At 73.6% G+C, this 25583-nt stretch carries 18 protein-coding genes and 1 pseudogene; 13 read left to right on the forward strand and 6 right to left on the reverse strand.

Annotation, left to right across the window (positions count from 1 at the left end):
- The first annotated feature begins 125 nt into the window (after positions 1-125).
- From HKK73_RS01365 to HKK73_RS01375, 3 genes are read left to right on the forward strand one after another with little or no spacing between them, the layout of a single operon-like run.
- On the forward strand, positions 126-2615 hold the full coding sequence (locus HKK73_RS01365; RefSeq protein WP_171467260.1) for a glycoside hydrolase family 3 C-terminal domain-containing protein: 2490 nt from the start codon (positions 126-128) through the stop codon (positions 2613-2615).
- Between the two features lie 21 nt (positions 2616-2636).
- On the forward strand, positions 2637-3275 hold the full coding sequence (locus HKK73_RS01370; protein WP_043658912.1) for a hypothetical protein: 639 nt from the start codon (positions 2637-2639) through the stop codon (positions 3273-3275).
- Positions 3272-4315 (forward strand): glycosyltransferase family 2 protein, encoded by a 1044-nt coding sequence (locus HKK73_RS01375; protein WP_171467261.1) that lies wholly within the window; start codon positions 3272-3274, stop codon positions 4313-4315. Before HKK73_RS01370 ends, HKK73_RS01375 begins: the two co-directional genes overlap by 4 nt.
- A gap of 9 nt (positions 4316-4324) precedes the next feature.
- On the opposite strand, the gene HKK73_RS01380 is transcribed toward HKK73_RS01375, so the two are convergent.
- Positions 4325-4801: an Lrp/AsnC family transcriptional regulator gene (locus HKK73_RS01380; RefSeq protein WP_021482549.1), complete on the reverse strand. Its 477-nt coding sequence runs from the start codon at positions 4799-4801 to the stop codon at positions 4325-4327.
- A gap of 142 nt (positions 4802-4943) precedes the next feature.
- On the opposite strand from HKK73_RS01380, the gene HKK73_RS01385 reads away from it, so the two are divergent.
- From HKK73_RS01385 to HKK73_RS01425, 9 genes and pseudogenes are all read left to right on the forward strand, one after another.
- On the forward strand, positions 4944-6257 hold the full coding sequence (locus tag HKK73_RS01385) for a thiamine pyrophosphate-dependent dehydrogenase E1 component subunit alpha (protein WP_171467262.1): 1314 nt from the start codon (positions 4944-4946) through the stop codon (positions 6255-6257).
- The gene (locus tag HKK73_RS01390; RefSeq protein ID WP_021483500.1) at positions 6254-7282 is read left to right on the forward strand and encodes an alpha-ketoacid dehydrogenase subunit beta; all 1029 of its coding nucleotides are present in this window, start codon (positions 6254-6256) and stop codon (positions 7280-7282) included. Before HKK73_RS01385 ends, HKK73_RS01390 begins: the two co-directional genes overlap by 4 nt.
- Entirely contained in the window at positions 7279-8880 is a 1602-nt protein-coding gene (locus HKK73_RS01395; RefSeq protein ID WP_171467263.1) for a dihydrolipoamide acetyltransferase family protein, read from the forward strand. Before HKK73_RS01390 ends, HKK73_RS01395 begins: the two co-directional genes overlap by 4 nt.
- Positions 8877-10517: a carboxyl transferase domain-containing protein gene (locus HKK73_RS01400; protein ID WP_171467264.1), complete on the forward strand. Its 1641-nt coding sequence runs from the start codon at positions 8877-8879 to the stop codon at positions 10515-10517. The genes HKK73_RS01395 and HKK73_RS01400 overlap by 4 nt, the downstream gene beginning before the upstream one ends.
- 4 nt (positions 10518-10521) lie before the next feature.
- The gene (locus tag HKK73_RS01405) at positions 10522-12906 is read left to right on the forward strand and encodes a biotin carboxylase N-terminal domain-containing protein (RefSeq protein WP_171467265.1); all 2385 of its coding nucleotides are present in this window, start codon (positions 10522-10524) and stop codon (positions 12904-12906) included.
- On the forward strand, positions 12903-14078 hold the full coding sequence (locus tag HKK73_RS01410; protein ID WP_171467266.1) for an acyl-CoA dehydrogenase family protein: 1176 nt from the start codon (positions 12903-12905) through the stop codon (positions 14076-14078). The genes HKK73_RS01405 and HKK73_RS01410 overlap by 4 nt, the downstream gene beginning before the upstream one ends.
- Positions 14079-14120: 42 nt before the next feature.
- Positions 14121-14594, forward strand: a pseudogene (locus tag HKK73_RS01415) (MaoC family dehydratase); the annotation flags it as partial.
- Between the two features lie 191 nt (positions 14595-14785).
- The gene (locus HKK73_RS01420; protein WP_305792571.1) at positions 14786-15688 is read left to right on the forward strand and encodes a CoA ester lyase; all 903 of its coding nucleotides are present in this window, start codon (positions 14786-14788) and stop codon (positions 15686-15688) included.
- Positions 15689-15803: 115 nt separating this feature from the next.
- On the forward strand, positions 15804-16391 hold the full coding sequence (locus HKK73_RS01425) for a hypothetical protein (protein ID WP_051876826.1): 588 nt from the start codon (positions 15804-15806) through the stop codon (positions 16389-16391).
- A 52-nt stretch (positions 16392-16443) separates the two neighbouring features.
- Here the strand turns inward: HKK73_RS01425 and pntB are convergent, their stop codons facing one another.
- From pntB to HKK73_RS01450, 5 genes are all read right to left on the reverse strand, one after another.
- A complete protein-coding gene (gene pntB / locus HKK73_RS01430; RefSeq protein ID WP_144721034.1) occupies positions 16444-17853 on the reverse strand; it encodes a Re/Si-specific NAD(P)(+) transhydrogenase subunit beta in 1410 nt (469 codons plus the stop codon).
- Entirely contained in the window at positions 17850-19448 is a 1599-nt protein-coding gene (locus tag HKK73_RS01435) for a Re/Si-specific NAD(P)(+) transhydrogenase subunit alpha (RefSeq protein WP_171467268.1), read from the reverse strand. Before HKK73_RS01435 ends, pntB begins: the two co-directional genes overlap by 4 nt.
- Positions 19449-19567: 119 nt before the next feature.
- A complete protein-coding gene (locus HKK73_RS01440; RefSeq protein WP_171467269.1) occupies positions 19568-20440 on the reverse strand; it encodes an SIR2 family protein in 873 nt (290 codons plus the stop codon).
- A complete protein-coding gene (locus HKK73_RS01445) occupies positions 20433-21422 on the reverse strand; it encodes a ParA family protein (RefSeq protein WP_171467270.1) in 990 nt (329 codons plus the stop codon). Before HKK73_RS01445 ends, HKK73_RS01440 begins: the two co-directional genes overlap by 8 nt.
- Before the next feature lie 68 nt (positions 21423-21490).
- On the reverse strand, positions 21491-24295 hold the full coding sequence (locus tag HKK73_RS01450) for a lysylphosphatidylglycerol synthase domain-containing protein (protein WP_253705739.1): 2805 nt from the start codon (positions 24293-24295) through the stop codon (positions 21491-21493).
- A gap of 170 nt (positions 24296-24465) precedes the next feature.
- Here HKK73_RS01450 and HKK73_RS01455 point away from each other — a divergent pair, with 170 nt between their 5' ends.
- Positions 24466-25410, forward strand: coding sequence for an HdeD family acid-resistance protein (locus HKK73_RS01455; protein WP_171467271.1), 945 nt, complete (start codon positions 24466-24468; stop codon positions 25408-25410).
- Positions 25411-25583: the final 173 nt, after the last annotated feature.

A 25583-nucleotide genomic window follows, 5' to 3' on the forward strand; every position in this document is an offset into this window, starting at 1 on the left:
CCGGCACCGGGTCCCCGCGCCCGACCAGCCGCCGTCCGCGGCGCACCGCCGACGGCCGGCCCCGGCCTGCCCGGGACCGCCCCGACGCACCCCGCACGACCCCACGACCACGCAAGGAGAGCACCGTGCAGCTCCACGGCGAGACCACCGCCGCGGCCGGCGAGACGGCCGCGACCCCGGGGACGACGACCGCCGTCGTCCCGACCGCGAGCCTGACGCTCCTGGAGAAGGCGGCCCTACTGACGGGGAAGACCGTGTGGGAGACGCACGACCTCCCGCGGCTCGGCGTCCGCTCCCTCTGGCTGGCCGACGGCCCGCACGGCGTCCGCAAGCAGCTCGGGGCGGCCGACCACCTCGGCATCGCGGCCTCGCAGGAGGCCACGTGCTTCCCGACGGCGGCCGCCGTGGCGAACACGTGGGACGTCGGGCTGGCCGAGCGCGTGGGCTCCGCGCTCGGCGCCGAGGCCGCGGCGCAGGACGTGGACGTGCTGCTCGGCCCGGGCCTCAACATCAAGCGGTCGCCGCTCGGCGGGCGCAACTTCGAGTACTTCTCCGAGGACCCGCTGCTCGCGGGCCGCATGGCCGCCGGCTACGTGCGCGGGATCCAGTCCCACGGCGTCGCCGCGTGCCCCAAGCACTTCGCGGTGAACTCCCAGGAGCTGCGCCGCATGGTCTCGGACTCCGTGGTCGACGAGCGCACGCTCCGGGAGGTCTACCTCTCGGCGTTCGGGATCGTCGTCGCGGAGGCCCGGCCCCGGACGGTCATGTCGTCGTACAACCTCGTCAACGGCGTCTACGCCCACGAGGACCCGTTCCTCCTCACCCAGGTCCTGCGCCGGGAGTGGGGGTTCGACGGCGCCGTCGTCTCCGACTGGGGCGGCTCGAACGACGTCGTCGCCGCGGCGGCGGCCGGTGGCACCCTCGAGATGCCGGCGGCCGGCCTGGGCTCGGCGCGCCGGCTCGTCGACGCCGTGCGGTCGGGCCGCCTCGACGCGGCCGACCTCGACGCGCGCGCCGAGGAGGTGCTGCGGCTCGTCGCCGCGGCCCGCGAGCCGGGCACCGCCCCGGCCGTCGACGCCGAGGCCCACCACGCGCTCGCCCGCGAGGTCGCGGCGCGCTCGGCGGTGCTGCTCAAGAACGAGGACGCGCTCCTGCCGCTCGCCGCGGGGACGCGGGTCGCGGTCGTCGGCGACTTCGCGCGCACCCCGCGCTACCAGGGCTCCGGGTCGTCCGCGGTCAACCCGACGCGCCTCGACAGCGTGCTCGACGTGATCGAGGGCTCGGGGCTCGAGCTGACGACGTTCGCCCCCGGCTTCCGTCGGGACGGCATGCCCGACGCCGCGCTGCGCGAGGAGGCGGTCGCGGCCGCGCAGGGCGCGGACGCGGTGCTGCTGTTCCTCGGCCTCGACGAGATCGCCGAGTCGGAGGGTCTGGACCGCACGACGCTCGCGCTGCACCCGGCGCAGGTCGAGGTGCTCGAGGCCGTGGCCGCGGTCAACCCCGCGACCGTCGTGGTCCTCGCGGGCGGGGGCGCGATCTCCACCCCGTGGCTCGGCGCGGCTCGTGCGCTCGTGCACGGCTACCTCGGGGGGCAGGCCGGCGCCGGGGGCGTCCTCGACGTGCTCACCGGCGCCGTCAACCCGTCGGGGCGGCTCGCCGAGACGCTGCCCGTGCGGCTCGCGGACACCCCGACCGCCGCGTCGTTCCCCGCCACCGGGCGCACCGCCGTCTACCGCGAGGGCCTGTACGTCGGCTACCGCTACTACACGAGCGCCGACGTCCCGGTCGCGTTCCCCTTCGGCTTCGGGCTGTCGTACACGACGTTCGCGCACTCCGACCTCGTGGTCGACGCGGACGCGGGAGCCGTCGGGGTGACGGTCACGGTCACCAACACCGGACCCGTCGCGGGGGCGGACGTCGTGCAGGTCTACGTGCGTCGGGAGACGCCGGGCGTCCACCGCCCGGACCGCACCCTCGCGGGGTTCACGCGCGTCGAGCTCGACCCGGGCGAGTCGCGCACGGTCACCGTCCCCCTCGGGGACGCGGCGTTCCGGCACTGGGACGTGGCGACCGGGGCGTGGCAGGTCGAGCAGGGTGCCTGGTCGGTGCTCGTCGGCTCCCACGTCGACGACCTCCCGCTGCGCGCGACGGTCGAGCTCGACGGCACGGTGCCTCCGCGCACCGAGGACGACCTGCCCGAGCCGTACCGCACCGGACGCGTCCACGACGTGTCGGACGCGCAGTTCGCGGCGCTCCTCGGCCGACCGGTCCCGACCGCGGTGTGGTCCGGGGTGCTCGGTGTGAACGACCCGCTCTCGCGCCTCGCCGACGCGCGCTCGCCCCTCGCCCGGCTCGCGTTCCGGGTCCTGTCCTGGCGGCGCGACGCGGCGGACCGCAAGGGCGCGCCGGACCTCAACGTCCTCTTCCTGCTCAACATGCCGTTCCGCGCCATCGGGAAGATGACCGGCGGCATGGTCGACGACGCGATGGTCGACGGCATCGTCCGCATCGTCAACGGCCACTTCTTCCGCGGCACCGGCGCCGTCGTGCGCGGGTTCGTCCGCAACCGCCGTGCCGACCGTCGTACCGCCCGCGCGCTGCGCGGCGACGCCTGACCCGCTCGAAAGGGAACACCCATGCTCACCCGCCTCCGCGACGCCTGGCGCCGGTTCTCCGAGAAGCGACCGGGGACCGCGCAGTTCGTCGTGTTCCTCGTGCTGAGCAACGGCATCACCGTGCTGCAGCTCGCGCTCATGCCCCTCATCAAGTGGGTCTTCGGCATGACCGCCCTGGTCGACGTCGCGTTCCAGGTCTGGCCGGTCGGGACGAACCCGGACGGGTCGACGTTCTACGTGTTCGACTACGCCGCCGGTCCGCTCCCGGGCGGTGGCGGGGGGCTGGCATACTTCCTCGCCGTGCAGATCACCTTGCTGGTGGCGCAGGTGATCAACTTCTTCGCTCAGCGCACCATCACGTTCAAGTCGAACTCGTCGGTCGCGAAGGCCGCGCTCTGGTACACCATCGCGTACGTCGTCATCTCGATCGCGGCGGCCGCCGCGCAGGGCCTGTACAAGACGCCGATCTACGAGCTGTTCATCGACACGTGGGGCCTGGGCGGCGCCGGTGAGACCCTCGCGGACTTCACGACGATGATCATCAACGCCGCGATCTCGTTCTGGGTGTTCTTCCCGATCTTCAAGGTCATCTTCAAGCAGGTGCCCGAGACTCCGGCCGCGCCGGAGGCGGAGCACGCCGGAGAGGTGCGTGCGTCGTGACCCCGCTCCTGACCGTCGTGGTCCCGGCGTTCAACGCCGAGCCGTACCTGGCGCGCGCGCTCGACTCGCTCGTCGGGTTCGGTCCCGAGGTGGAGGTGCTCGTCGTCGACGACGGCTCCACGGACGGGACGGCGGCGCTCGCCCAGGGCTACGCGGACCGGTACCCGGGCGAGGTGCACGTGCTGCGCAAGGCCAACGGCGGGCACGGGTCGGCGATCAACACCGGCCTCGACCACGCGCGCGGGGAGTACCTCAAGGTCGTGGACGCCGACGACTGGGTGGACCGCGCCGCGCTCGCCCAGGTACTCGCGACGCTGCGCGGGTTCGTGCGCCGGTTCGTGGACGCCGGCACCCCCGGCGGGGAGCCCGTCGACCTGCTGGTGAGCAACTTCGTGTACGAGAAGGTCGGCAAGCGTGTGAAGACGGCCGTCCGGTACCGCGGCGCGCTGCCGCGCGGGCGCGTGCTCACGTGGTCGCAGACCCGCCGCTTCGCCAAGCGCCAGTACATGATGATGCACGCGCTGATGTACCGGACCCAGGTGCTGCGCGACGCGGGCCTGCGGCTCCCCGAGCACACGTTCTACGTGGACAACCTATACGCGCTGGTGCCGCTCGCGCACGTCCGCACGCTGTACTACCTCGACGTCGACCTCTACCGGTACTTCATCGGCCGCGAGGACCAGTCCGTGCACGAGGCGGTCATGCTCAAGCGGCTCGACCAGCAGCTCCGCGTCAACTGGCTCATGCTCGAGCACGTCTCCCGGACCCCGGTGACCGACCGGCGGCTGCGCCGCTACCTGCTGCACTACGTGGAGATCATCTGCGCGGTGTCGTCGATCCTGCTCGTGCGCGCGGGGACGCCCGCGTGCCTCGTGGAGAAGGAGCGGCTCTGGTCGCGCCTGCGCGCCCAGGACCCCCAGCTCTACCACCAGGTGCGCTGGTCGGGCCTCGGGCAGATCGCCAACCTCCCCGGTCCGGCGGGACGGCGCGTGACGGTCCTGGCCTACCGGGTCGCGCAGCGCGCGATCGGCTTCAGCTGACCGTCCCCGTCAGCGCGGTCCGCGGCGCTGCTTCTCGATGAGCGGCCGCAGCCGGTAGGGGATGAGCTCGCCCATGGAGAGCGACGTCTCGGTGCGCTCGACGCCGTCGATCGCGAGGATCGCGGCGTCGATGCGGAACAGGTGGTCCGTGTCGCGGCACGCGACGGTGACGCGCAGGTCCGCGGTGCCGCTGCGCCCGAACGCCTGCACGACCTCGGGGATGCGCGCGAGGTCGTCGACGATGCGCGCGAGCTCCTTCTGCCGGAGCTGCACCTCGACGAACGCCGTGAGGGGGTGTCCCAGCACGTGCGGGTCGATGCGCCGGTCGAGGTCGAGGAACGCGCCCTCGGCCTCGAGGCGTGCGAGCCGCGCGGCGACCGTGTTGCGGGAGAGCCGCAGCCGGTCGGCGAGCGCGACGATCGTGGCCCGCGGGTCGTCGGCGAGCGCGAGCAGGAGGTCGAGGTCGACAGCGTCGGCGCTGTGCATGGTGCTCACCCTAACCGAGTGACAGCGGTCACAGTGCACGGTGCGGCAGGCGTCGGTGGAGCCATGTGCGTGACGCGGGTTACGTTCCCCCTACCTCGGTCCTCGACGGAGAGGACCGGCTCCCCGAGGTGAGGTGGCGACGATGCCCAGCGAACCTGCGGTGCGGACCGGACCGACGGCGGCGACCCCGCCGAAGGCGTACGACGGTCACCGGGCGGCAACCCCGCGCGACGCACGAGCAGACCGGAAGAACGTGGTGCGCGACGTGCGCAAGGACGCGCCGCGGCAGGACCCGCCCGACCCGGGCCCCGGGTCGACGCCGACCCTGCGCGTGCTCGACGAGGACGGCACCCGCCACCGCGACCCGGACCTCGACCGGTGGCTCGCGGACCTCGACCCGACGGCGTCCGACGACGCCGCGCGCGCGTCGGCCCGGTCGGCGCTGCTGCGGCTCCACACGGACATGGTCGTGGCGCGTCGCATCGACGCGGAGGCCACGGCGCTCCAGCGGCAGGGCGAGCTCGCGCTCTGGCCGCCGCTCCTCGGCCAGGAGGCGGCGCAGGTCGGCTCGGCGCGCGCGCTGCGCGACGACGACTTCGTCTTCTCCTCCTACCGCGAGCACGCCGTCGCGCGGGTGCGCGGCGCGGCGCTCGTCGACCTCGTGCGCGTGTGGCGCGGCGTCGCGGTCTCCGGCTGGGACCCGTACGCGATCGGCATGGCGTCGCCGCAGGTCATCATCGGCGCCCAGGCGCTGCACGCGACGGGCTGGGCGATGGGCGTGCAGAACGACGTCGACGCCGGCCGCGTCGACGCCGCCGCCGGGCTGCCGGTCGGGGTGTCGTACTTCGGCGACGGTGCGATGAGCCAGGGCGACGTGAACGAGGCGTTCGTCTTCGCGTCCACGTACCGCTCGCCGGTGGTGTTCTTCTGCCAGAACAACCAGTGGGCCATCTCCGAGCCGGTCGCGCTCCAGTCGCGCGTCCCGCTCGCGGAGCGCGCCCGCGGGTTCGGACTGCCGGGCGTGCGCGTCGACGGCAACGACGTCCTCGCCGTGCTCGCCGTGACCCGCGCGGCCCTCGACCGCGCCCGGCACGACGGCGGCCCCACGTTGATCGAGGCCGTCACCTACCGCATGGGCCCGCACACCACGGCCGACGACCCGAAGCGCTACCGCGACGCGGCCGAGGTGGAGGAGTGGACGCGCCGCGACCCGATCGCGCGCTTCGAGGCGTACCTGCGCGCCGTCGGGGTGCTCGACGACGCGGGCGCGGCGCACGTACAGGAGGTCGCCGACGCGGCGGCCGCCGAGCTGCGCGCCGGGTGCGTCGCGCTCACCGACCCGCCGCCGCTCTCGCTCTTCGACCACGTCTACGCGGAGCCGCACCACGCGCTGGACCGCGAGCGCGCGGAGTACGCGCACTATCTCGCCGGCTTCGACGGGGAGGAGGCGCGATGACGACCCTCACGCTCGCGAAGGCGCTCGGCGCCGGGCTGCACCGCGCGATGACGGACGACGACCGCGTGGTCGTCATGGGCGAGGACGTCGGCCGCCTGGGTGGCGTCTACCGCGTGACGGACGGGCTCCAGGCGGAGTTCGGACCGCGGCGCGTGCTCGACACCCCGCTCGCGGAGTCCGGGATCATCGGGACGGCCGTCGGGCTCGCGTACCGCGGCTACCGGCCGGTGTGCGAGATCCAGTTTGACGGCTTCGTGTTCGTCGCGTTCGACCAGATCCTGTCCCAGCTCGCGAAGATGCACGCGCGCACCGGTGGGAAGGTGCGCCTGCCGATCACGATCCGCATCCCCGTGGGCGGCGGCATCGGCGCGGCCGAGCACCACTCGGAGTCGCCCGAGGCGCTGTTCGCGCACACGGCCGGGCTGCGCGTCGTGTCGGTCGCGAACCCCCAGGACGCGTACACCGTGCTCCGTCAGGCCGTCGCGTGCGACGACCCGGTGATCTTCTTCGAGCCCAAGCGGCGCTACCACCTCAAGGGCGAGGTCGACCTCGACCCCGTCGACCCGCCGCCCATGGACCGGGCCCGCGTCGTGCGCGAGGGCCACGACGTCACGCTCGTCACGTGGGGCGGCCTCGTCGGGACCGCGCTCGACGCCGCCGTCGCCGCGTCGGACGACGGCGTCTCCGTCGAGGTGGTCGACCTGCGCTCGCTGTCGCCGATCGACCACGACACCGTCGCGGCGTCGGTCCGCAAGACCGGGCGGGTCGTCGTCACGCACGAGGCCCCGCGCCAGGCCGGGCTCGGCGCGGAGATCGCCGCGACCGTGACGGACCGCTGCTTCGAGTACCTCGAGGCCCCGCCCGTGCGGGTCACGGGCCACGGCATGCCGTACCCGCCCGCGAAGCTCGAGGGCCACTACCTGCCCGACCTCGACCGCATCCTCGACGGCGTCGACCGCGTGCTGGGGCGCGTCGAGCCGTTCGTGCCGTCGTCCGGGCGCCCCGTCGCGGAGGTGGCCCGATGACGGCGCTGCGCGAGTTCCGCCTCCCCGACCTGGGCGAGGGCCTCACCGAGTCCGACATCGTCAGCTGGCACGTCCACGCGGGCGACCGCGTCGAGCTCAACCAGGTCATCGCGGAGGTCGAGACCGCGAAGGCCCTCGTCGACCTCCCGTCCCCGTACGCGGGCGTCGTCGCGTCCCTCCACGCCGAGGAGGGCCAGACGGTGAGCGTCGGCGAGCCGCTGGTCACCTTCGAGGTCGACGACGGCGCGGCCCCCGTGTCCGGCGGCGGTGCCGCCCCCGTGGCGGACGGCGCCGCGGCGCCCGGGTCCGCCGAGGTCCCGGCCCGGGTGCCCGACGCCGTCCCCGCCCTGGTCGGGGCGGTCGCCGGGGTGGGAGCCGCCCCGGCCGCCACCCTGGCCGACCCCGCCGACGCGCCTGAGCCGAACCTCGTCGGCTACGGGGCCCGACCCGACCGGGTCGGGCGGCCCGCGCGTCGACCCCGGCGGGCGGTGACTGAGACCCAGGTTTCACCGCCCGACGTCGCCGAGGCGCCCCGCCGCACCACCGTGACCGGCGAGCGGCCCCGGTCGACGCCGCCGGTGCGCGCGCTCGCGAAGAAGCTCGGCGTGCGGATCGACCGCGTCGAGGGCTCCGGCCGCGACGGGCTCATCACGCGCGAGGACGTCCTCGCGGCGGTGAGCTGCCATCGCGACGTCGCCCGCCGACCGCGTGACGAGCACCACGCGCACCCCGCGACGTCCGCCGGCCCGGGGGCACCGAGCGGCGAGAAGCGAGAAGTGGCCCCTCCGGACCGCGGCCGAGGGGCCACTTCTCCCCTCTCGGCGCCGGGTGCGGTGACGGGCGTGGCCGCCGACCGCGCGGCCGGCCTCGAGGCGGAGGTCGTGCCCGTGCGGGGCGTGCGCAAGCACACCGCGGCGGCGATGGTGGCGAGCGCGTTCACGGCGCCCCACGCGACGGTGTTCCTCACGGTGGACGTGACGCGGAGCGTCGAGCTCCTGGAACGGCTGCGGACCCACCGTCTCGCGCGCGGCGCGCGGATCACCGTGCTGGCGCTCGCGGCCCGCGCGCTGTGCCTCGTGCTGCCGCGCCACCCCGCGCTCAACAGCGCGTGGCGCGACCTCCCTGACGGCTCGGCGGAGATCGTGCGGCACCGACGGGTGCACCTGGGGATCGCGGTCGCGACCGACCGAGGCCTCGTCGTGCCGCACGTGCCCGACGCGCAGGCGCTCGACCTGCCCGACCTCGCCGTCGCGCTGACCGACCTCACGACCACCGCGCGCGACGGCCGCACGACGCCCGAGCGCCTGACCGGCGGGACGATCTCGATCACCAACGTCGGGGTGTTCGGCGTCGACGCGGGCACCCCGATCCTCGTCCCCGGCGAGGCGGCGATCCTCGGCCTGGGGGCGGTGCGGCGTCGGCCCTGGGAGCACGACGGCGAGGTCGCGCTGCGCGACGTCGTCACGCTCAGCCTGTCGTTCGACCACCGCGTGGTCGACGGCGAGCAGGGCGCGCGCTTCCTCGCCGACCTGGGCGCGCTGCTGGAGGATCCGGCGCTCGCGCTCCTCGCCGGGAGCCGGCAGGAGGTGGTCGCGTGACCGGCCTGACGAGCGCCGTCGAGCCCGGGTCGGACGCGGCCCGGGCGAACGACGCCGCGCAGCGCGGGCTCGCGCAGGAGCTGCGCGAGCGCACGGCGGACGTCGCGCGGGGCGGCCCGGCGTCGGCGCGCGACCGGCACGTGGCGCGCGGCAAGCTGCTCCCGCGCGACCGCGTCGACCGCCTGCTCGACGAGGGCAGCCCGTTCCTGGAGATCGCGCCCCTCGCCGGGTACGGCGTGGACGACGGCGCGTGGCCGGCCGCGGGCGTCGTCGCCGGGATCGGCGTCGTGAGCGGGCGGCAGGTCATGGTCGTGTGCAACGACGCGACCGTGAAGGGCGGCACGTACCACCCGCTCACGGTGAAGAAGCACCTGCGGGCGCAGGAGATCGCGCTGGAGAACCGGCTGCCGTGCGTCTACCTCGTCGACTCGGGCGGCGCGTTCCTGCCCCGGCAGGCCGAGGTGTTCCCGGACCGCGACCACTTCGGCCGAATCTTCTACCACCAGGCGCGCCTCTCGGCGGCGGGGATCCCGCAGATCTCCGCGGTGCTCGGGTCGTGCACGGCGGGCGGCGCCTACGTGCCCGCGATGAGCGACGAGACGGTCATCGTGCGCGGGCAGGGCACGATCTTCCTCGGCGGGCCGCCGCTCGTGAAGGCGGCGATCGGCGAGGTGGTCACGGCGGAGGAGCTCGGCGGCGGCGAGCTGCACGCGCGTCGCAGCGGCGTCGTCGACCACCTCGCCGACGACGACGAGGACGCGCTCGACACCGTGCGGCGCATCGTCGCGACGCTCCCGCCCGACCCGGAGCCCGCGTGGGACGTGTCCCCCGGCGAGCCTCCACGCGTGGCAGGTGCCGCCGTACAGGACCCGGGGGAGGATCTGTACGCCGCCGTCCCGGCCGACGTCCAGGCCCCCTACGACCCGCGCGAGGTCATCGCCCGGCTCGTCGACGGGAGCCGGTTCGACGAGTTCAAGCGCGAGTACGGCGACACGCTCGTCACGGGCTTCGCGCGCATCCACGGGCACCCGGTGGGGATCCTCGCGAACCAGGGCGTGCTGTTCTCGGCGTCCGCGCTCAAGGGGGCGCACTTCGTCGAGCTGTGCGACCAGCGCGGCATCCCGCTGCTGTTCCTGCAGAACATCTCCGGCTTCATGGTCGGCACCGACGCCGAGGCGGGCGGGATCGCGAAGGACGGCGCCAAGATGGTCACGGCCGTCGCGACGACGCGCGTCCCCAAGCTCACGGTGATCGTCGGCGGGTCGTTCGGGGCGGGGAACTACTCGATGTGCGGGCGCGCGTACTCGCCGCGCTTCCTGTGGTCGTGGCCCGCGAGCCGCATCTCCGTGATGGGCGGCCCGCAGGCCGCGTCCGTGCTGTCGACCGTCAAGCGCGACCAGCTCGCGGCGCGCGGCGAGACGTGGGACCCCGACGAGGAGGCCGCGTTCTCCGCCGGCATCCGCGCCGACTACGACGAGCACGGCAGCCCCTACTACGCGACCGCGCGGCTGTGGGACGACGGCGTGATCGACCCCGCCGACACGCGCCGCGTGCTCGGCCTCGCCCTCGGCGTGTGCGCGCGCACGCCCCTCGCCGAGACCTGGACCGGTGACCGGTTCGGCCTCTTCCGGATGTGAGCCGATGACCTCCCGCACCTTCCACGACGCGACCGCCCACCCGTCCGGCGGGACTGGCTTCCGCACGGTCCTCGTCGCGAACCGCGGCGAGATCGCGTGCCGCGTGATCGGCACGCTGCGCCGCCTCGGCGTGCGGTCCGTCGCCGTCTTCTCCGACGCCGACGCCGACGCGCGCCACGTGCGCGAGGCGGACGTCGCGGTCCGGCTCGGGCCCGCGCCCGCCGCGCAGAGCTACCTCGATGTCGACGCCGTCGTCGCCGCGGCCGTCGCGACCGGGGCCGAGGCGGTCCACCCCGGCTACGGCTTCCTCTCGGAGAACCCGGCGCTCGCCCGGGCGTGCGAGCGCGCGGGGATCGCGTTCGTCGGGCCGGGCGTCGACGCGCTCGAGGCGATGGCCGACAAGCTCGCCGCGAAGAGCATCGTCGGCGCGCGGGGCGTGCCCGTCGTGCCCGGGGCGGGCGAGCCGGGCATGTCCGACGACGACCTCCTCGCCGCCGCGGGCGCCGTCGGGTTCCCGCTGCTCGTCAAGCCGTCCGCCGGGGGCGGGGGCAAGGGCATGGTCGTCGTGCGCGCCGAGGCCGACCTGCCGGGCGCGCTCGCGTCGGCGCGGCGGGTCGCGGCGTCGTCGTTCGGCGACGACACGCTCCTGCTCGAACGCCTCGTCGAGGCGCCGCGCCACATCGAGGTGCAGGTGCTCGCCGACACGCACGGGACCGTGGTCCACCTGGGCGAGCGCGAGTGCTCGCTCCAGCGCCGCCACCAGAAGGTGGTCGAGGAGGCGCCGTCGCCGCTCCTCACCGCGGAGCAGCGCGCCCGCATGGGCGAGGCCGCGTGCGAGGTCGCGCGGTCCGTCGGGTACGTCGGCGCCGGGACGGTCGAGTTCCTCGTCCCCGCCGCGAGCCCGGACGAGTTCTTCTTCATCGAGATGAACACGCGCCTCCAGGTGGAGCACCCCGTGACCGAGATGGTCACCGGCCTCGACCTCGTCGCGCTCCAGCTGCGCGTCGCGGCGGGCGAGCCGCTGGGCGTGGCGCAGAGCGACGTCGTGCTCCGCGGCCACGCCGTCGAGGCGCGCCTCTACGCCGAGTCGCCCGAGCGCGGTTTCCTCCCGGCCACCGGGTCGGTCCGGGTCTACGACGACGGCGACGCCCCTGCCGGGCCCGGCGCCTCGCCGCTGCGCCTGGACTCCGGCATCTGCGCAGGCTCGGTGGTCGGCGGTCACTACGACCCGATGCTCGCCAAGGCGGTGGCGTGGGGAGAGACGCGCGACGAGGCCGTGGAGCGCCTCGACGGCCTGCTCGCGCGGACGGTCGTGCTGGGTGTCGAGACGAACACGGCGTTCCTGCGGTCTCTCCTCGCGGACGACGACGTCCGTGCGGGCCGGCTCGACACCGGCCTGATCGACCGTCTGGTCTCCGCCGGTTCCGGGATGGCCGGGTCCGGCGAGGGGCCGGGGGGTGCGCGCGCCGTCTACCCTCCGCGCCCTCGTTCCTCGGGCGCTCCCGCCAGGCCCGACCACGACGGCGCGCACACCCCCCGCCCCCTCGCCTCGGAGGTCGGCTCGCCGTCCGACGGCCCGGACTGGGTCGACCTCGTCGCCGCAGCCCTGTTCCTCGTCGAGCAGGTGGTTGTAGCTCGTCCGGGGGGCGGGACGGGCCATGACCGCCTGCTCGACGTCGGAGTGGCTGCCGACGGCGATCCCTGGCGGGTGGGGGACGGGTGGCGGCTCAACGGGGACGCGGCGGCGCGGCGGGTCCTGCTCGTCGATGCCGGCGGGGGCGCGCACGAGGTGCGGGTGTCCGGGGTGGTGGGGGACGCCGTCGTGCACGTGCCGGCACCCGACGACGGCGCGTGGCCCGGCTCGACGACGCGCGCGGTCCGGGCGTCGCTCGCCCGCGACCCCGGGGTCGACGGCGCGTGGTGGCTCACCCTGGACGGTGTCCGGGAGCGCGTGCGGCTCGCCCTCGACGCACCTCCGGCCGACGGCGAGCCCGCGACGGCGTGGGTGTGGCGCGACGGGCGGACCGTCGCCCTGGCCGCCCCGGACCGGGAGCAGCGCGCCGCCCGGGCGCGGGCCGACCGCCGTCGGGCACGGGGTGACGCGCCCGGCGCGACCGACCCCGAGGTGCGCGCCGCGATGCCTGGCACGGTCGTCACGGCCGCCGCGGACGGCGACCCCGTCACCGCCGGGGACGTCCTCGTCACCGTCGAGGCCATGAAGATGGAGCACCCGCTCCTCGCCCCGCACGACGGCGTCGCCGACGTGCGCGTGCGCCCCGGCGACCTCGTGCGCCGGGACCAGGTGGTCGCCGTCGTCCACCCTCACGACTCCGGTGCGGCACAACCCGCCGCCCCGGTCCCGCAACCCGACACCCAGGGAGCATCATGATCGAGGCCGACGTCCTGCTCGACGACGAGCAGCGGAAGCTCAGCCAGGTGGTGCGCGACTTCGCGGACAGCGTCGTCGCCCCCGCCGCCTACCGCTACGACACCGAACGCCGCCTGCCGATGGAGATCATCGCGCAGATGGGGGAGCTCGGGCTGTTCGGGCTGCCGTTCCCGCGCGACGTCGGCGGCCAGGGCCAGGACTACGTGTCGCTGTGCCTCGCCGTCGAGGCGCTCGCGCGCGTCGACCAGTCGATCGCGGTGACGCTCGAGGCCGGGGTCGGGCTCGGGATCGTCCCGCTCTACCGGCACGGCTCGCGCGAGCAGCAGGAGCGGTGGCTGCCCGACCTGCTCGCCGGGCGGGCGCTCGCGGCGTTCGGGCTCACCGAGGCCGGTGCCGGCTCCGACGCGGGCGGCACCCGCACGACCGCGCGGCTCGACGGCGACGAGTGGGTGATCGACGGGTCCAAGCAGTTCATCACCAACTCGGGGACGCCCATCACGAGCCTCGTGACGATCACCGCCGTCACGGGCGAGACGGTCGGCCCGGAGGGCGAGCTGCGCAAGGAGCTGTCGAGCATCATCGTCCCGGCTGGGACGCCCGGGCTCGAGGTGGGGCCGTCGTACGACAAGGTCGGCTGGCACACCTCGGACACGCACCCCCTCACGCTGACCGACGTCCGCGTGCCCGCCGGGAACCTGCTCGGCGAGCGCGGCCGCGGGTACGCGAACTTCCTCCGCGCGCTCGACGAGGGCCGCATCGCGTTCGCCGCCCTCGCGACCGGCGCCGCGCAGGGCTGCCTCGAGGAGGCGCTGCGGTACGCGCGCGAGCGCGTCGTGTTCGGTCGGTCGATCGGGGAGAACCAGCACGTCGCGTTCACGCTCGCGCGTATGCAGGCGCGCGTCCACACCGCGCGCCTCGCGTGGCTCGACGCCGCGCAGAAGCTCGTGCGCGGCAAGCCGTTCAAGGCGGAGGCGTCGGTCGCGAAGCTCGTGGGCGGCGAGGCCGCGATGGCGAACGCCCGCGACGCGTCGCAGATCTTCGGCGGCTACGGGTTCCTCAACGAGAACCCCGTCGCACGGCACTACCGCGACGCGAAGGTGCTCGAGGTCGGCGAGGGCACGACCGAGGTGCAGCTCATGGTCATCGCGAGGAGCCTGGGACTGGACGGCTAGCGGGGGACCGACGCCGACGTCAGGGACGAGGGGAGGAGCAGCATGCGCGAGGTGGTCCAGCGGGGCCTGTACTACGACGAGCTGGAGACGGGCGTGGTCTACCGCCACCGTCCCGGCCGCACGCTCACGGAGGCGGACGACGTCGTCTTCTCCACGCTCACGATGAACCACCAGGCGCTGCACCTCGACGCCGCGTGGGCCGCGACCCAGCCGTTCGGGCAGCGGCTCGTCAACTCGATGATGACGCTGTCGACGCTCGTCGGGCTCTCCGTCGGGCAGGTCACGCAGGGCACGATCGTCGCGAACCTCGGGTTCCGCGAGGTCGAGTTCCCCCAGCCGCTGTTCCACGGCGACACCCTCTACGCCGAGACGGAGGTCGTCGAGAAGCGGCTCTCCGCGTCGCGGCCGGGGCAGGGCGTCGTGACCCTCGAGCACCGCGGCCTCAACCAGGACGGCGCGCTCGTCGCGCGCGCCGTCCGCACCGCGCTCTTCTGGACGCGCGCCGCCCACGAGGCGGCGTCCGCGGCGGTGCCCGACGACGCCCGGTCCCCCGGGGCGGCCACCGGACCCGGGGCTGCGGGCACGGTGGGTACCGATCCCGGTGACACCCCCGGGCCCGGCGCCGGGCACGACGACGGCCCCGGGCTCGGCGAGCACGCGGCAGGGGTGCACGAGCCCGTGCTCGAGCGCGGCGACGAGGAGAGCGCGTGGTGACCGACGGCGTCGGGCACCGCGCCGCCTCCCCGCCAGGGTTCGGGCTCGGGCCCGCGCTGCTGTTCTGCCCCGGCGACCGACCCGACCGGTTCGCCAAGGCCGCGGACCGCGCGGACGCCGTGATCCTCGACCTCGAGGACGCCGTCGCCCCGCACGCCAAGGACGCCGCGCGGCGTGCCGTCGTCGAGGCGTCCGCGACGCTCGACCCGGCGCGCACGGTCGTGCGCGTGAACCCCGTCGGGACGCCCGAGCACGCGCTCGACGTGGCGGCGCTCGCGGACACGCGGCTGCGCACGGTGATGGTCGCGAAGTCGGGCCCGGAGCTGCTCGGCTCGCTCGGAGCGCTCGCGACCAGCCTCCCGGGCGTCCGGGTCCTCGCGCTGTGCGAGACGGCGGCCGGCGTCCTCGCGGCGCCGGAGCTCGCCCGCAGGCCCGAGGTCGTCGCGCTGATGTGGGGCGCGGAGGACCTCGTCGCCTCCCTCGGGGGGACGTCGAGCCGCCGCCCCGACGGCACGTACCGCGACGTCGCGCGGCACGCCCGCGCCGCGGTGCTGCTCGCGGCCGGTGCGGCGGGGAAGGCTGCGGTCGACGCGGTGCACCTCGACGTGGGCGACCTGGACGGTCTGCGTGCCGAGGCCGAGGACGCCGCCGCGTCGGGGTTTGCCGCGACGGCGTGCATCCACCCGAGCCACGTCCCCGTGATCCGCGCCGCCTACGCGCCGACCGCCGAGCAGGTGGCCGACGCCCGCGCGCTGCTCGACGCCGCGGCCGCGAACCCGGGCGGCGCGGGCGCCGTCTTCACGTTCGAGGGCCGCATGGTCGACGAGCCGGTCCTCCGGCACGCACGGGCGGTCCTCGACCGGGTGGTTCTCGACCGGGCGCCGTCGGACGGATGAGCGCGGGGATCTCGCGCTCGCGGGCCCGGCCGACGGCGCCTCGTCGCGGCTGACCGGACAAATACCCCGCTCCGCCCGTTCCGCTTGCGGGCTCGGGCATCGTATGGTCACTCGCGTGAACGTCTACGTCGTCCTGTCCCGCAGTCGTACGGTCCTGTCCCGGACGATCGCGCTGGCGACGCGCGACGAGTTCACGCACTCCTCCCTGGCGCTCGACCAGGGGCTCGACCTCATGTTCAGCTTCGGCCGACGCCGGGCGGGCAACCCGTTCGTCGGCTGCTTCCGCCGCGAGCGGTTCGACGACGGCCTGTACCGCGGCATGGACGTCGTGCCGGGGGTCGTGCTCGCGGTGCCCGTGACCCCCGAGCAGCACGAGGCGATCCGCGTCCGGATCACCGAGTTCCTGCTCGACTCGCACGCGTTCTCGTACAACGTGCGCGGCCTCGTCGGCGCGCGGTTCGGCCGCGGGCACGAGGCCGAGGACCGGTTCTTCTGCTCGGAGTTCGTCTACCACGTGCTGCACGGCGCGGGCGTGTGCGACCTCGGGGTCGAGCGCTGGCAGGTGCGGCCCCAGACGCTGCTCGACCTGCCAGGCCGCGTCGTCTTCCGCGGGGACCTCAAGGACTACGTCGCCGCGCACCGGACGCTCGAGACGCTGCCGTCGCTGACGTTCGCACCCGCCCGGGAGCGCGTGCCCGGCTGATCGCCGGGGCGCGCTCCGCGGGCTCCGCACCGTCCCGGTCGCCCGCGGCCCCTCAGCCCGCGCGGAGCGCCGCCACGATGTCCTCGACCCGCTGCTTGGCGTCCCCGAAGAGCATCCCGGTGTTCTCGCGGAAGAACAGCGGGTTCTGCACCCCGGCGTAGCCCGCCGCCATGGACCGCTTGAAGACGACGACCTGCTTCGCCTCCCACACGTGCAGCACGGGCATCCCCGCGATGGGCGAGCCGGGGTCGTCGAGCGCGGCCGGGTTCACGGTGTCGTTCGCCCCGATGACGAGCACGACGTCCGTCCCGGCCAGGTCGTCGTTGATCTCGTCCATCTCGAGCACGATGTCGTACGGGACGCGCGCCTCCGCGAGCAGCACGTTCATGTGCCCGGGGAGCCGGCCCGCGACGGGGTGGACGCCGAAGCGGACCTGGGCGCCGCCGTCGCGCAGGAGCTGCACGAGGTCCGCGACGGGGTACTGCGCCTTGGCGACCGCCATGCCGTAGCCCGGGGTGATGACGACGCTCCGCGCGTCGCGCAGGAGGGCCGCGACGTCGTCGGCGCTCACCTCGCGGTGCTCGCCCTGCGGGCCCTCGCCACCCGCGGGGGCCGCGCCCTCCTCGGCCCCGAAGCCGCCGAGGATGACGGACACGAACGACCGGTTCATGGCCCGGCACATGATGTAGCTGAGGATCGCACCGGAGGACCCGACGAGCGCGCCCGTGACGATGAGCAGGTCGTTCCCGAGCATGAAGCCCGCCGCGGCGGCGGCCCAGCCGGAGTACGAGTTGAGCATCGAGACGACGACGGGCATGTCGCCGCCCCCGATCGACGCGACGAGGTGCCAGCCCAGCGCGAGCGACACGACGGTGAGCAGGAGCAGCGGCCACACGGACGGCGCGACGACGAACCACGCGACGAGCCCGAGGCTCGCCACGAGCGCCCCGAGGTTGAGCAGGTTCCGGCCGGGGAGCTGGAGCGGCGCCGACCGCGTGCGACCGGACAGCTTGAGGAACGCGACGACGGAGCCGGTGAACGTCACGGCGCCCACGAGCACGCCGAGCGAGACCTCGACGAGGTGCGCGACGTCGTCGTGCCCCGCGGCCTGCGCGGTGAGGTACGAGTTGAAGCCGACGAGCACGGCCGCGGCCCCGACGAAGCTGTGCAGGATCGCGATGAGCTCGGGCATCTGCGTCATCTCGACGCGGCGGGCCCGCCACGTCCCGACGGCGGCGCCCACGAGGAGCACGACCGCGACGAGCAGCGCGGTGACGAGGACCGGGCGGGCGCTCGTGCCGAGCGCGAGGACGATCGTCGCGGCCAGGGCGAGGACCATGCCGACCATGCCGAGGACGTTGCCGCGGCGCGCGGACTCCTGCTTCGACAGGCCCGCGAGGCTCAGCACGAACAGGACGGCCGCGAGGACGTAGACGGCCTGGGCGACGGACGTGGCGGTCATCGGGCCACCCCCTGCGCGCGGGCGGGGACGTCCTTGCGGAACATGCCGATCATGCGGTTCGCGACGAGGAAGCCACCGAACACGTTGATGCTCGCGAGCGTCGCCGCGACGAGCGCGAGCGTCGTGACGACCCAGTCGTCGGAGCCGAGCTGCAGGAGCGCGCCGACGAGGATGATGCCGGAGATCGCGTTCGTCTGGGCCATGAGCGGCGTGTGCAGGGAGTGCGTGACGTTCGAGATGACGTAGTACCCGACGATCACCGCGAGCGTGAACACCGTGACGTGCCCGACGAGCGACGGCGGCGCGAACGACAGCGCGAGCGTGACGAGCACCGCGGCGAGCGCGGCGCCGACGGTCCGACGGCGGCGGCGCAGGCTCGCGGCGGCGGCGGCCTCCGCGGCGGCCCGCTCGCGGTCCGCGGCCTCCTGGGCGGGGTCCGGCGGTGGTGGCGCGGCGGGGGACGGCGCCGCGCTCACCGCGACGGGCGGGGGCGGCCAGAGGACCTCGCCGGCGCGCGCGACGGTCATGCCGCGCTGGACCGGGTCGTCGAGGTCGAGCACGGGCACGCCGTCCGTGCCGGGCGTGAGCAGCTCGAGCAGGTGCACGACGTTCGTTCCCAGGAGCTGCGACGTGTGCTGCGGGAGCCGGCCCGCGAGGTCGGTCCAGCCGACAACCACGACGCCGTTCTCGGTGACGACACGCTCGCCCGGCACGGTGAGCGCGCAGTTGCCGCCGCCCGAGGCCGCGAGGTCCACGACGACGCTCCCGGGACGCATCCCGGCGACCGCCTCGGCCGTGAGGGTGCGCGGCGCCCGGCCGCGCACGAGCGCCGTCGTGACGACGACGTCCGCGTCGGCCGCCTCGCGCGCGTAGACGGCGAGGGCCGCCGCCTCCTGCTCGGGCGTGAGCGGCTTCGCGTAGCCGTCGGCCGACATGCCCTGCTGCGCCGCGGGCTCGCGCACGGCGGTGCCGCCCATGGACTCGATCTGCTCGGCCGCCTCGGTCCGGACGTCGAACGCGCGCACCTGCGCGCCGAGGCTCGCGGCCGCGCCCACCGCGGCGAGGCCCGCGACGCCGCCGCCGATGACGAAGACCTTCGCGGGCGGCGTCTTGCCCGCGGCGGTGACCTGCCCGGCGAACATGCCGCCGTACTCGGCCGCGGCCTCGACGACGGCGCGGTAGCCCGCGACGTTCGACAGCGTGCTCAGGACGTCGAGGGCCTGGGCGCGCGAGATGCGGGGCACGGCGTCGAGCGCGAGCGCGGTCACGCCGTGGTCGGCGAGGCGCCGCACGAGGTCGGGGTCGTTCGCGGGACCGAGCATCGCGACGAGGGTCGCGCCCGGGCGCAGGAGCGCCACCTGCGCGTCGATGGGCGCGTTCACGGCGGTGACGACGTCGGCCCCCCACGCCGTCGCGGCGTCGACCACCGCGGCGCCCGCGGCCTCGTACGCGGCGTCGGAGAACGTGGCCCCCGCGCCCGCGTCGTGCTCGACGACCACCTCGTACCCGAGCGCCCGCAGGCGCTCGACCGTGCGCGGGGTCGCGGCGACCAGCCGCTCCCCGTCCCTCACCTCGCGGGGGACACCGATCCTCACGTGCGGGCTCCTCACCTCGTCGAGCATCGTGAGCGCCCGCGCGACCGGTGGGGACGGCGGGTGCGCGGCGAGCCTATCGGGGGCCGCCCGCGCCGTCCCGGGTCGAACGTCCCCGTCTCCTACCAGTTCTCAGCGAGGGCCAATGTCTGACGCTTCGCCGAGACCCGCTCCACAAGGTCAGCAACGAGCAATGGCAATTCGGCATGATTTGAGCGAGGGTCGTAGCGTAGCAGCTTCAAGTTCATGTTCTTGCGAATTGAGGGCTCGACGTGCGGGTGGACGCCGTCCTTCGGGCACAGCATGTAGTGCGGAGGAGAGTTGGGATGGACGTAGTTTTGCGTCTCGAGGAATAGCCGAAGATCCGGGTCCGAGAGGCTCGTGCCGACGAACAAAAAGGTGTGGGTGAGGAATAGTGCGCTTACGAGATCAAAGAAACCCTGATGCTGGGCCCGCTGTGCAGCGTAGTCCGAGCGCGTGAAAATCATCTGAGTGTGCTGGTCAATCGTCCCATGAACCTTTAGGATTGCACGGTACTTCCGACGCATGACCCAGGGAATGTCTTGATCATAATACGATTTGACGACCGTCTCGCCATTGGTCTCGTTGCCGGCAAAGGTGTCGTAGATCTTGTCAAAATTGGGAGTCAGCACAAGGGACAGATCGAGGGCGTGAAGATGCTTGTGAAGAGCGCTCGGGCGATACCGAGGCGTTAGGAACGAGTCCTTCAAGACCTCTGGCCAACTTTCATCCAGCTTGTCCTTTAGGAGCTCGCACGCGGTCAGGAAATCCCCCTGCTCGATCAACTCCTTGACTGTGGAGCTGGGAACGCGACCACTCAAGCGACGCCTCGCAGTCTGCAGGAAATCGGACCATCCGGGCGGGTGTCGCCCGTCGTCCGTAGTGGCGGCGGCGGAGACGCCCGCACCCAGGTACAAGACGGCACGACGCCGAGCGACGTCTTCCACGAGTTCGGAGGGCCAGTACTCAGCCATGACTATCCCCTACGTTGTCCATGAGCCGGTGGGTGATCCCTTGAATCGTGGCCCGAAACTCCCTGACCTTCGTGAAGTGGGCCCCGACCACACCATCGCGGCCTTCGAGAGCAAAGATGGGCTTTCGGCTCGTCTGTCCGAGCGGCACTAGGGAATGGAGAGTGGGAATTGACCCCAAGTCGTAGCCAGATACACTCTGATCTTTGGTGAGTAGATGTTCTTCGACGGTCGTCGGAACGCGACGCATGATGCGTTCGTAGGCCTTAACTGGTCGCGCGTTTCCGCTTGAGTCCCTCTTGAAGGTGTATTGCTGCGTTACATATCCGGCGAATCGCAAGCGCCATGCAGGTTCGGCGATCTCAAGTTCCTCTGCCGGGTCTTGGACGTCTTCGAGGCCCTTCTCATACTTTTGCCGCCAGCCTTTGAGAGACTTTGCGATGTTCTCAATCGCCTTAAGGCTGAAGATGTCGAGCGACATTGGGGTTATATAGTAGTCACAACTGAGCAGAACCGCGCGGTTGATTGAACCCAGTGATGGACCCATGTCGAAAAAAACGTAATCGTAGCTGGAGCACTTCTCAAGCAAGTGGGTGAAGAGCAGGGTAGTTCGTAGCCCACGAATGTCCCCCGCAGCGCCTTGCACCCAGTCGGTAGCCAGCAAGTCTTCCGTGAGGCCAAGATCGGGATCCCCGACTAGGACATCGACTCCGAAACTCGGGCTATGGCGCGTTTCCAGTTCGCTGGCGAATCCGCGTCCCCGTGAAAGAGGGCGTACGACACTGTGAATCGTAAAGGAGTTTTTCTGGTATATATCTTCGAGCAGTTCGTCTTGGAAAATGCTCTGGGTTGCATTGCATTGAGGGTCTGCGTCGATGATCAAGACCTTCTTGTTTTCCTTGCGCGCGAGGTATGCAGCCAAATTGCAAAGCAATGTGGTCTTTCCAACGCCACCCTTATTGTTGAAGACAGCAATAGATCGCACGCCACTCTCCCGCCTACGTTTGGTATCGGCACGGTAGCAGTAGCGCGCGACTACTAGGGGCGCCGACGCTACAGGTCGCCCTTCTTCTGCAGGAAGCGCATGGCGAACCAGCCGATGGGGATGCGCGCCCAGTACGTCGCGACGCGGAAGAGGAGGGTGGCCGACGTGGCGAGCGCGACCGGGACGCCGGCCGCGGTGAGCCCCGCGGTCAGCGCGAGCTCGATGGTGCCCAGGCCGCCCGGCGTCGGGACGGCCGCGCCGGCCGCGTTGCCGACCAGGTAGATCACGGCGACGTCGACGAGGTCGAGCTCCTGCCCGAACGCCGCGAGCGCGGCGTCGAAGGCCAGCACGTAGCCGAGCGTCATGACGATGTTCCCCGCGAGGCCGACGGCGAGGCGCCCTGGCTGGCCGAGCATCTCCGAGAGCCGCGGCCAGACCTGCTGGACGGTCGGCCGGAGCTTGGCGAGCGCCCAGGTCCGCACTGCGGGCACGAGGAGCGTCGCGAGCACGGCGAGCGCGACGCCGCCGATGGCGAGCAGCACCGTCGTCGAGGGCAGCTGGACCAGGCCGCCCTCGCCGGTGAAGACGGACAGCACCACGAGGATGAGGATCGTCACGACGAACTGCGACACCTGCACGAGCGCGACGGTGGCGACGGCCATCGGCGTCGAGATGCCGCGCTTCGTGAGCAGCCGGAGGTTGAGCGCCGCCGGGCCGATCCCCGCGGGCGCGGCGAGCGCGACGTAGGAGCCGGCCGCCTGCGTCAGGTTGACGCGCCAGAACGGCAGGCGCTTCGGCGAGAACGCCGTGAGCGTCAGCGCGGCGCCGACCCACGTGAGGATGCCGAGGACGAACGACAGGACGGCCCACCACGGGTTCGCCTCGGTGACGGCCTCGGCGATCTGCTCGAAGTTGAACGACGTGACGAGCGCGGTCACCGCGGCGATCACGAGCGCGATCGTCAGCACCGTGCGGGCGCCGAACCGCGTGATCCGCTGCGGCTCGACGTCCGCCTCGGGCAGCCGCTCCACGAGCGCGGCGCGCAGCTCCTTGAGCAGCTCCTTGTCCTGCCGGATCTCCTCGCGCGTGCTCGGCGGCAGGGCGACCGACTGGAGCAGCGGGCCGATGGCGGCGATGTCGTCGTCGGGCAGCACGCTCACCGCGGACTCGACGGCGCGCTGCGCCCCGACGCGCAGCGCGAGCAGCGCGACCATCTGGGCGAGGTCCATGCGGCGCGCGAGCTCGGACGACGCGATGTCGCCCTGCTCCCACCCGGTGAGCCACACCTCCGGGGCGCCCGTCGCCGGGTCGTGCGAGACGAGCACGACGTCGGAGGTCAGGGCGCGGTGCGCGATCCCGGCGGAGTGGGCGAGGCGGAGCTGGCGCCACGCCTCGTTGAGCACCGAGCCGGTGACGTCCTCGACGGGCAGGTCGCGCAGCGACACGGCGCCCGTCGCGTGCTCCTGGACCAGCACCATCGAGTCGGCGGACTCGGCGACGCCCAGGAGCCGCGGCGTGCGGACGCCGGCCGCCCGTGCCGCGTAGGACAGGAGGGCCGTGCGCTCCGCGGCGGCGCGCAGCGAGATCGCGGCGCGACCCTCGCTGCCGCGCAGGCGCAGCGACCGCCAGAAGCGGGTGAGGAAGCCGACGACCTGGCGGTCGCCGTCGAGCACGACGACGTCGCGGCGCACGTCGTCCTCCGCGAGCATCGCGTAGACGCGGTTGTCGCCCGCGCGCGTCAGCGCGATCGCGGCCGGGTCGGACGGGGCGTCCTGCGGCTCGGGGGCGGCGTCCGTGCCTTGCGGGGCCTCGCTCTCGTCGGGGTGGGCAGCCCCGAGGTGGTGCGCCGCGAGGGCGGCGTCGGCGGTGAGGACGGTCCCGCCGTCGTCGTCCGCGCCCGGCGCGCGCAGCACGCCGACGTGCACCTCGGCCGTGATGCGGCCCTCGGCGTCGACCTCCGTGATGGGGTCGTCCGCCGCCTCGGCGAGCTCGTCGTCGTCGGTGACGTCGCGCACGCGGACGAGCGCCACGGGGGAGAACCCCGCGCGCCGCACCCCGGCCACGAGATCGGGCCCGTAGGCGCGCTCGCTGCGGACGCCGGAGACGTACCGCACGGCCAGCCCGGCGATGCGCCCGAGCAGCAGCGTGATGATGATGCCCGGCAGCGAGACCTGGCCGGTGATGAGCACGACGCCGATCGCGACGAACAGCAGGTTCCACGACCACTTGACGGTGCGTCGTCGGGTGCGCGTGCCCGCGGCCGTGAGGAGGCCGGCGATCGCGGCGACGTACAGGTAGTCGGGGATGGTGAGCTGCCACGACCCGTCGATGAACGCGGAGAGCCCGCGGATCAGGTCGTCGGAGCCCCACGTGCGCAGCGCGAGCACGACCAGCACCCCGAGGAGCAGGCCGAGCGCGGCGGCCACGATGGACTCGACGACCTGCCGCCCCAGCCGGCGCAGACCGAGCTCGACCAGCACCGCGAGCGGCACGAAGAGCGTGATGAGCCCTTCGAGCACGGTGACCGGGAGGAAGAGCACCCGGGCGAGCACGTCCGAGAAGTTCTGCACGTCCTCCGCGACGCCCTCGGTCGTGCCGTGCGCGTACACCGACATGAGCATGACGACCGCGACGCCCACCGCGCACAGCACGAGGTTGACGAAGTCGATCGGGTGCCGGACCCGCTGCTCGGCGGTGTCGACGACCCGGACGGTGCCCTCGTCGTCGGCGTCGCGCGGGGCGAGCAGCGCCTCGAGCGCGCCGGTCTGCGGACGGGCGTCACGCCGGCCCGACGCGGCGAGCGACCCGACCTCGACGACCGCGCCCCCGTGGGGCGTGTCGCCCGTCGTCGGCTCGGGCGCGGGGGAGGACATGCCTGCGAGTCTAGGTCCGGGGGTCCCGGCAGGCGCGGTATTTGGCCGATTCCTCCGGGTGATTCGCCCGGTTCGACCGCTTGTCCGATGCCCGTGGGGGGTTGTTCGACGGGCGGGTGTGAGGAAGGCCTCCCTAGCATGGGGGGGCGAGCACCCCTGGGGAGGTCGGCATGGCACGTGGCACGACGACGCAGCGCGACGAGGCCGGAGGCGCCGCACCCGCGACGCCGGACGAGAGCGGGCAGGAGCGCAACCCCTTCCGCCGGGTGTGGTGGCTCCCCGTCGTCCGGGGCACGCTCCTCGTCGTCCTGGGCCTGCTCCTCATGATCGAGCCGCTCGAGCAGCTGGGGACCCTCCGGGTCGTGCTGGGGGCGTTCCTCGTGGCCGACGGCGTGCTGGTCGCCGTCCAGGGGTTCGTGCACCGCAAGCAGGTCGGGTCGGCGTGGTGGCTCGCGCAGGCCGGGGTCAACGTCGTGTTCGGCGTGGTGGTGGCGCTGTGGCCGGACCTCGGCGCGACGGCGCTGTACTACGTCCTCGCCGTCTGGGTGCTCGTCCTCGGCATCACGACGATCGCGGGGGCGGCGGCGCTCGTGCGCAACCGCGACCTCGGCTGGGCGTGGATGCTCGCGGTGGGGATCGTGTCGGTGCTCTTCGGGATCCTGCTCGTCACGCGCCCGCTCGACGCGTTCGACGTGCTGCGCCTCGTCACCGTGGTGTTCGCCCTGTACGCGTTCGTGTCCGGGGCGATCCACGTGGTCTCCGGCTTCGCGGTCCGGGCGGTCGCGCGGGAGCTCGCCGACCTGCGCGCACAGGCGGTCGCGGCCGGCGTCGTCGTGACGGGCGGGTCGGTGCTGGGCGCCGCCGCGGTGCACCCGGGCGTGGCCCCGCCGTCGGCCGTGGGCGGGGCGCCCGCCGGAACCTTGGCCGCCGACCCGGCGGCTCCCGCGCCCGACGCGTCCCCGACGAGCGACCTCGCCCCGGCCGACCCCGCGCCGGCCGACCCCGCGCCGGCCGAGCCCGCCCCGGGGGAGCCCGCCCCGGTCGAGCCTGCCCCGGACGGCCCGGCAGCGGGTGGTCCCGGGGCAGCAGGACCGGAGGACCGCGCGGGCTCCTGAGGGCCGTGCGGCCGTCGTCCGCCAGGGCCGGGCGCCCCGAAAGGGGCGGGACCTTACACCCACGGCGCGACCGCCGTGAGTGTGTCTCACGTCACGACCGTTGCCCGGGGCGCAGGGTTACGACCGGGTAACAACGCTGGCGTTCTGTCCGGGTTTCTGTCGATCCTGACACC

The organism is Cellulosimicrobium sp. 72-3 (genome assembly GCF_013127315.1).
Taxonomy (GTDB): Bacteria; Actinomycetota; Actinomycetes; order Actinomycetales; family Cellulomonadaceae; genus Cellulosimicrobium; species Cellulosimicrobium funkei.

Coding starts and splice junctions, on each gene's coding strand:
- HKK73_RS01440 (WP_171467269.1), bottom strand. CDS start 20,440: ATGGCTGAGTACTGGCCCTCCGAACTCGTGGAAGACGTCGCTCGGCGT.
- HKK73_RS01450 (WP_253705739.1), bottom strand. CDS start 24,295: ATGTCCTCCCCCGCGCCCGAGCCGACGACGGGCGACACGCCCCACGGG.
- HKK73_RS01385 (WP_171467262.1), top strand. CDS start 4,944: ATGCCCAGCGAACCTGCGGTGCGGACCGGACCGACGGCGGCGACCCCG.
- HKK73_RS01455 (WP_171467271.1), top strand. CDS start 24,466: ATGGCACGTGGCACGACGACGCAGCGCGACGAGGCCGGAGGCGCCGCA.
- HKK73_RS01405 (WP_171467265.1), top strand. CDS start 10,522: ATGACCTCCCGCACCTTCCACGACGCGACCGCCCACCCGTCCGGCGGG.
- HKK73_RS01390 (WP_021483500.1), top strand. CDS start 6,254: ATGACGACCCTCACGCTCGCGAAGGCGCTCGGCGCCGGGCTGCACCGC.
- HKK73_RS01395 (WP_171467263.1), top strand. CDS start 7,279: ATGACGGCGCTGCGCGAGTTCCGCCTCCCCGACCTGGGCGAGGGCCTC.
- pntB (WP_144721034.1), bottom strand. CDS start 17,853: ATGACCGCCACGTCCGTCGCCCAGGCCGTCTACGTCCTCGCGGCCGTC.
- HKK73_RS01410 (WP_171467266.1), top strand. CDS start 12,903: ATGATCGAGGCCGACGTCCTGCTCGACGACGAGCAGCGGAAGCTCAGC.
- HKK73_RS01380 (WP_021482549.1), bottom strand. CDS start 4,801: ATGCACAGCGCCGACGCTGTCGACCTCGACCTCCTGCTCGCGCTCGCC.
- HKK73_RS01370 (WP_043658912.1), top strand. CDS start 2,637: ATGCTCACCCGCCTCCGCGACGCCTGGCGCCGGTTCTCCGAGAAGCGA.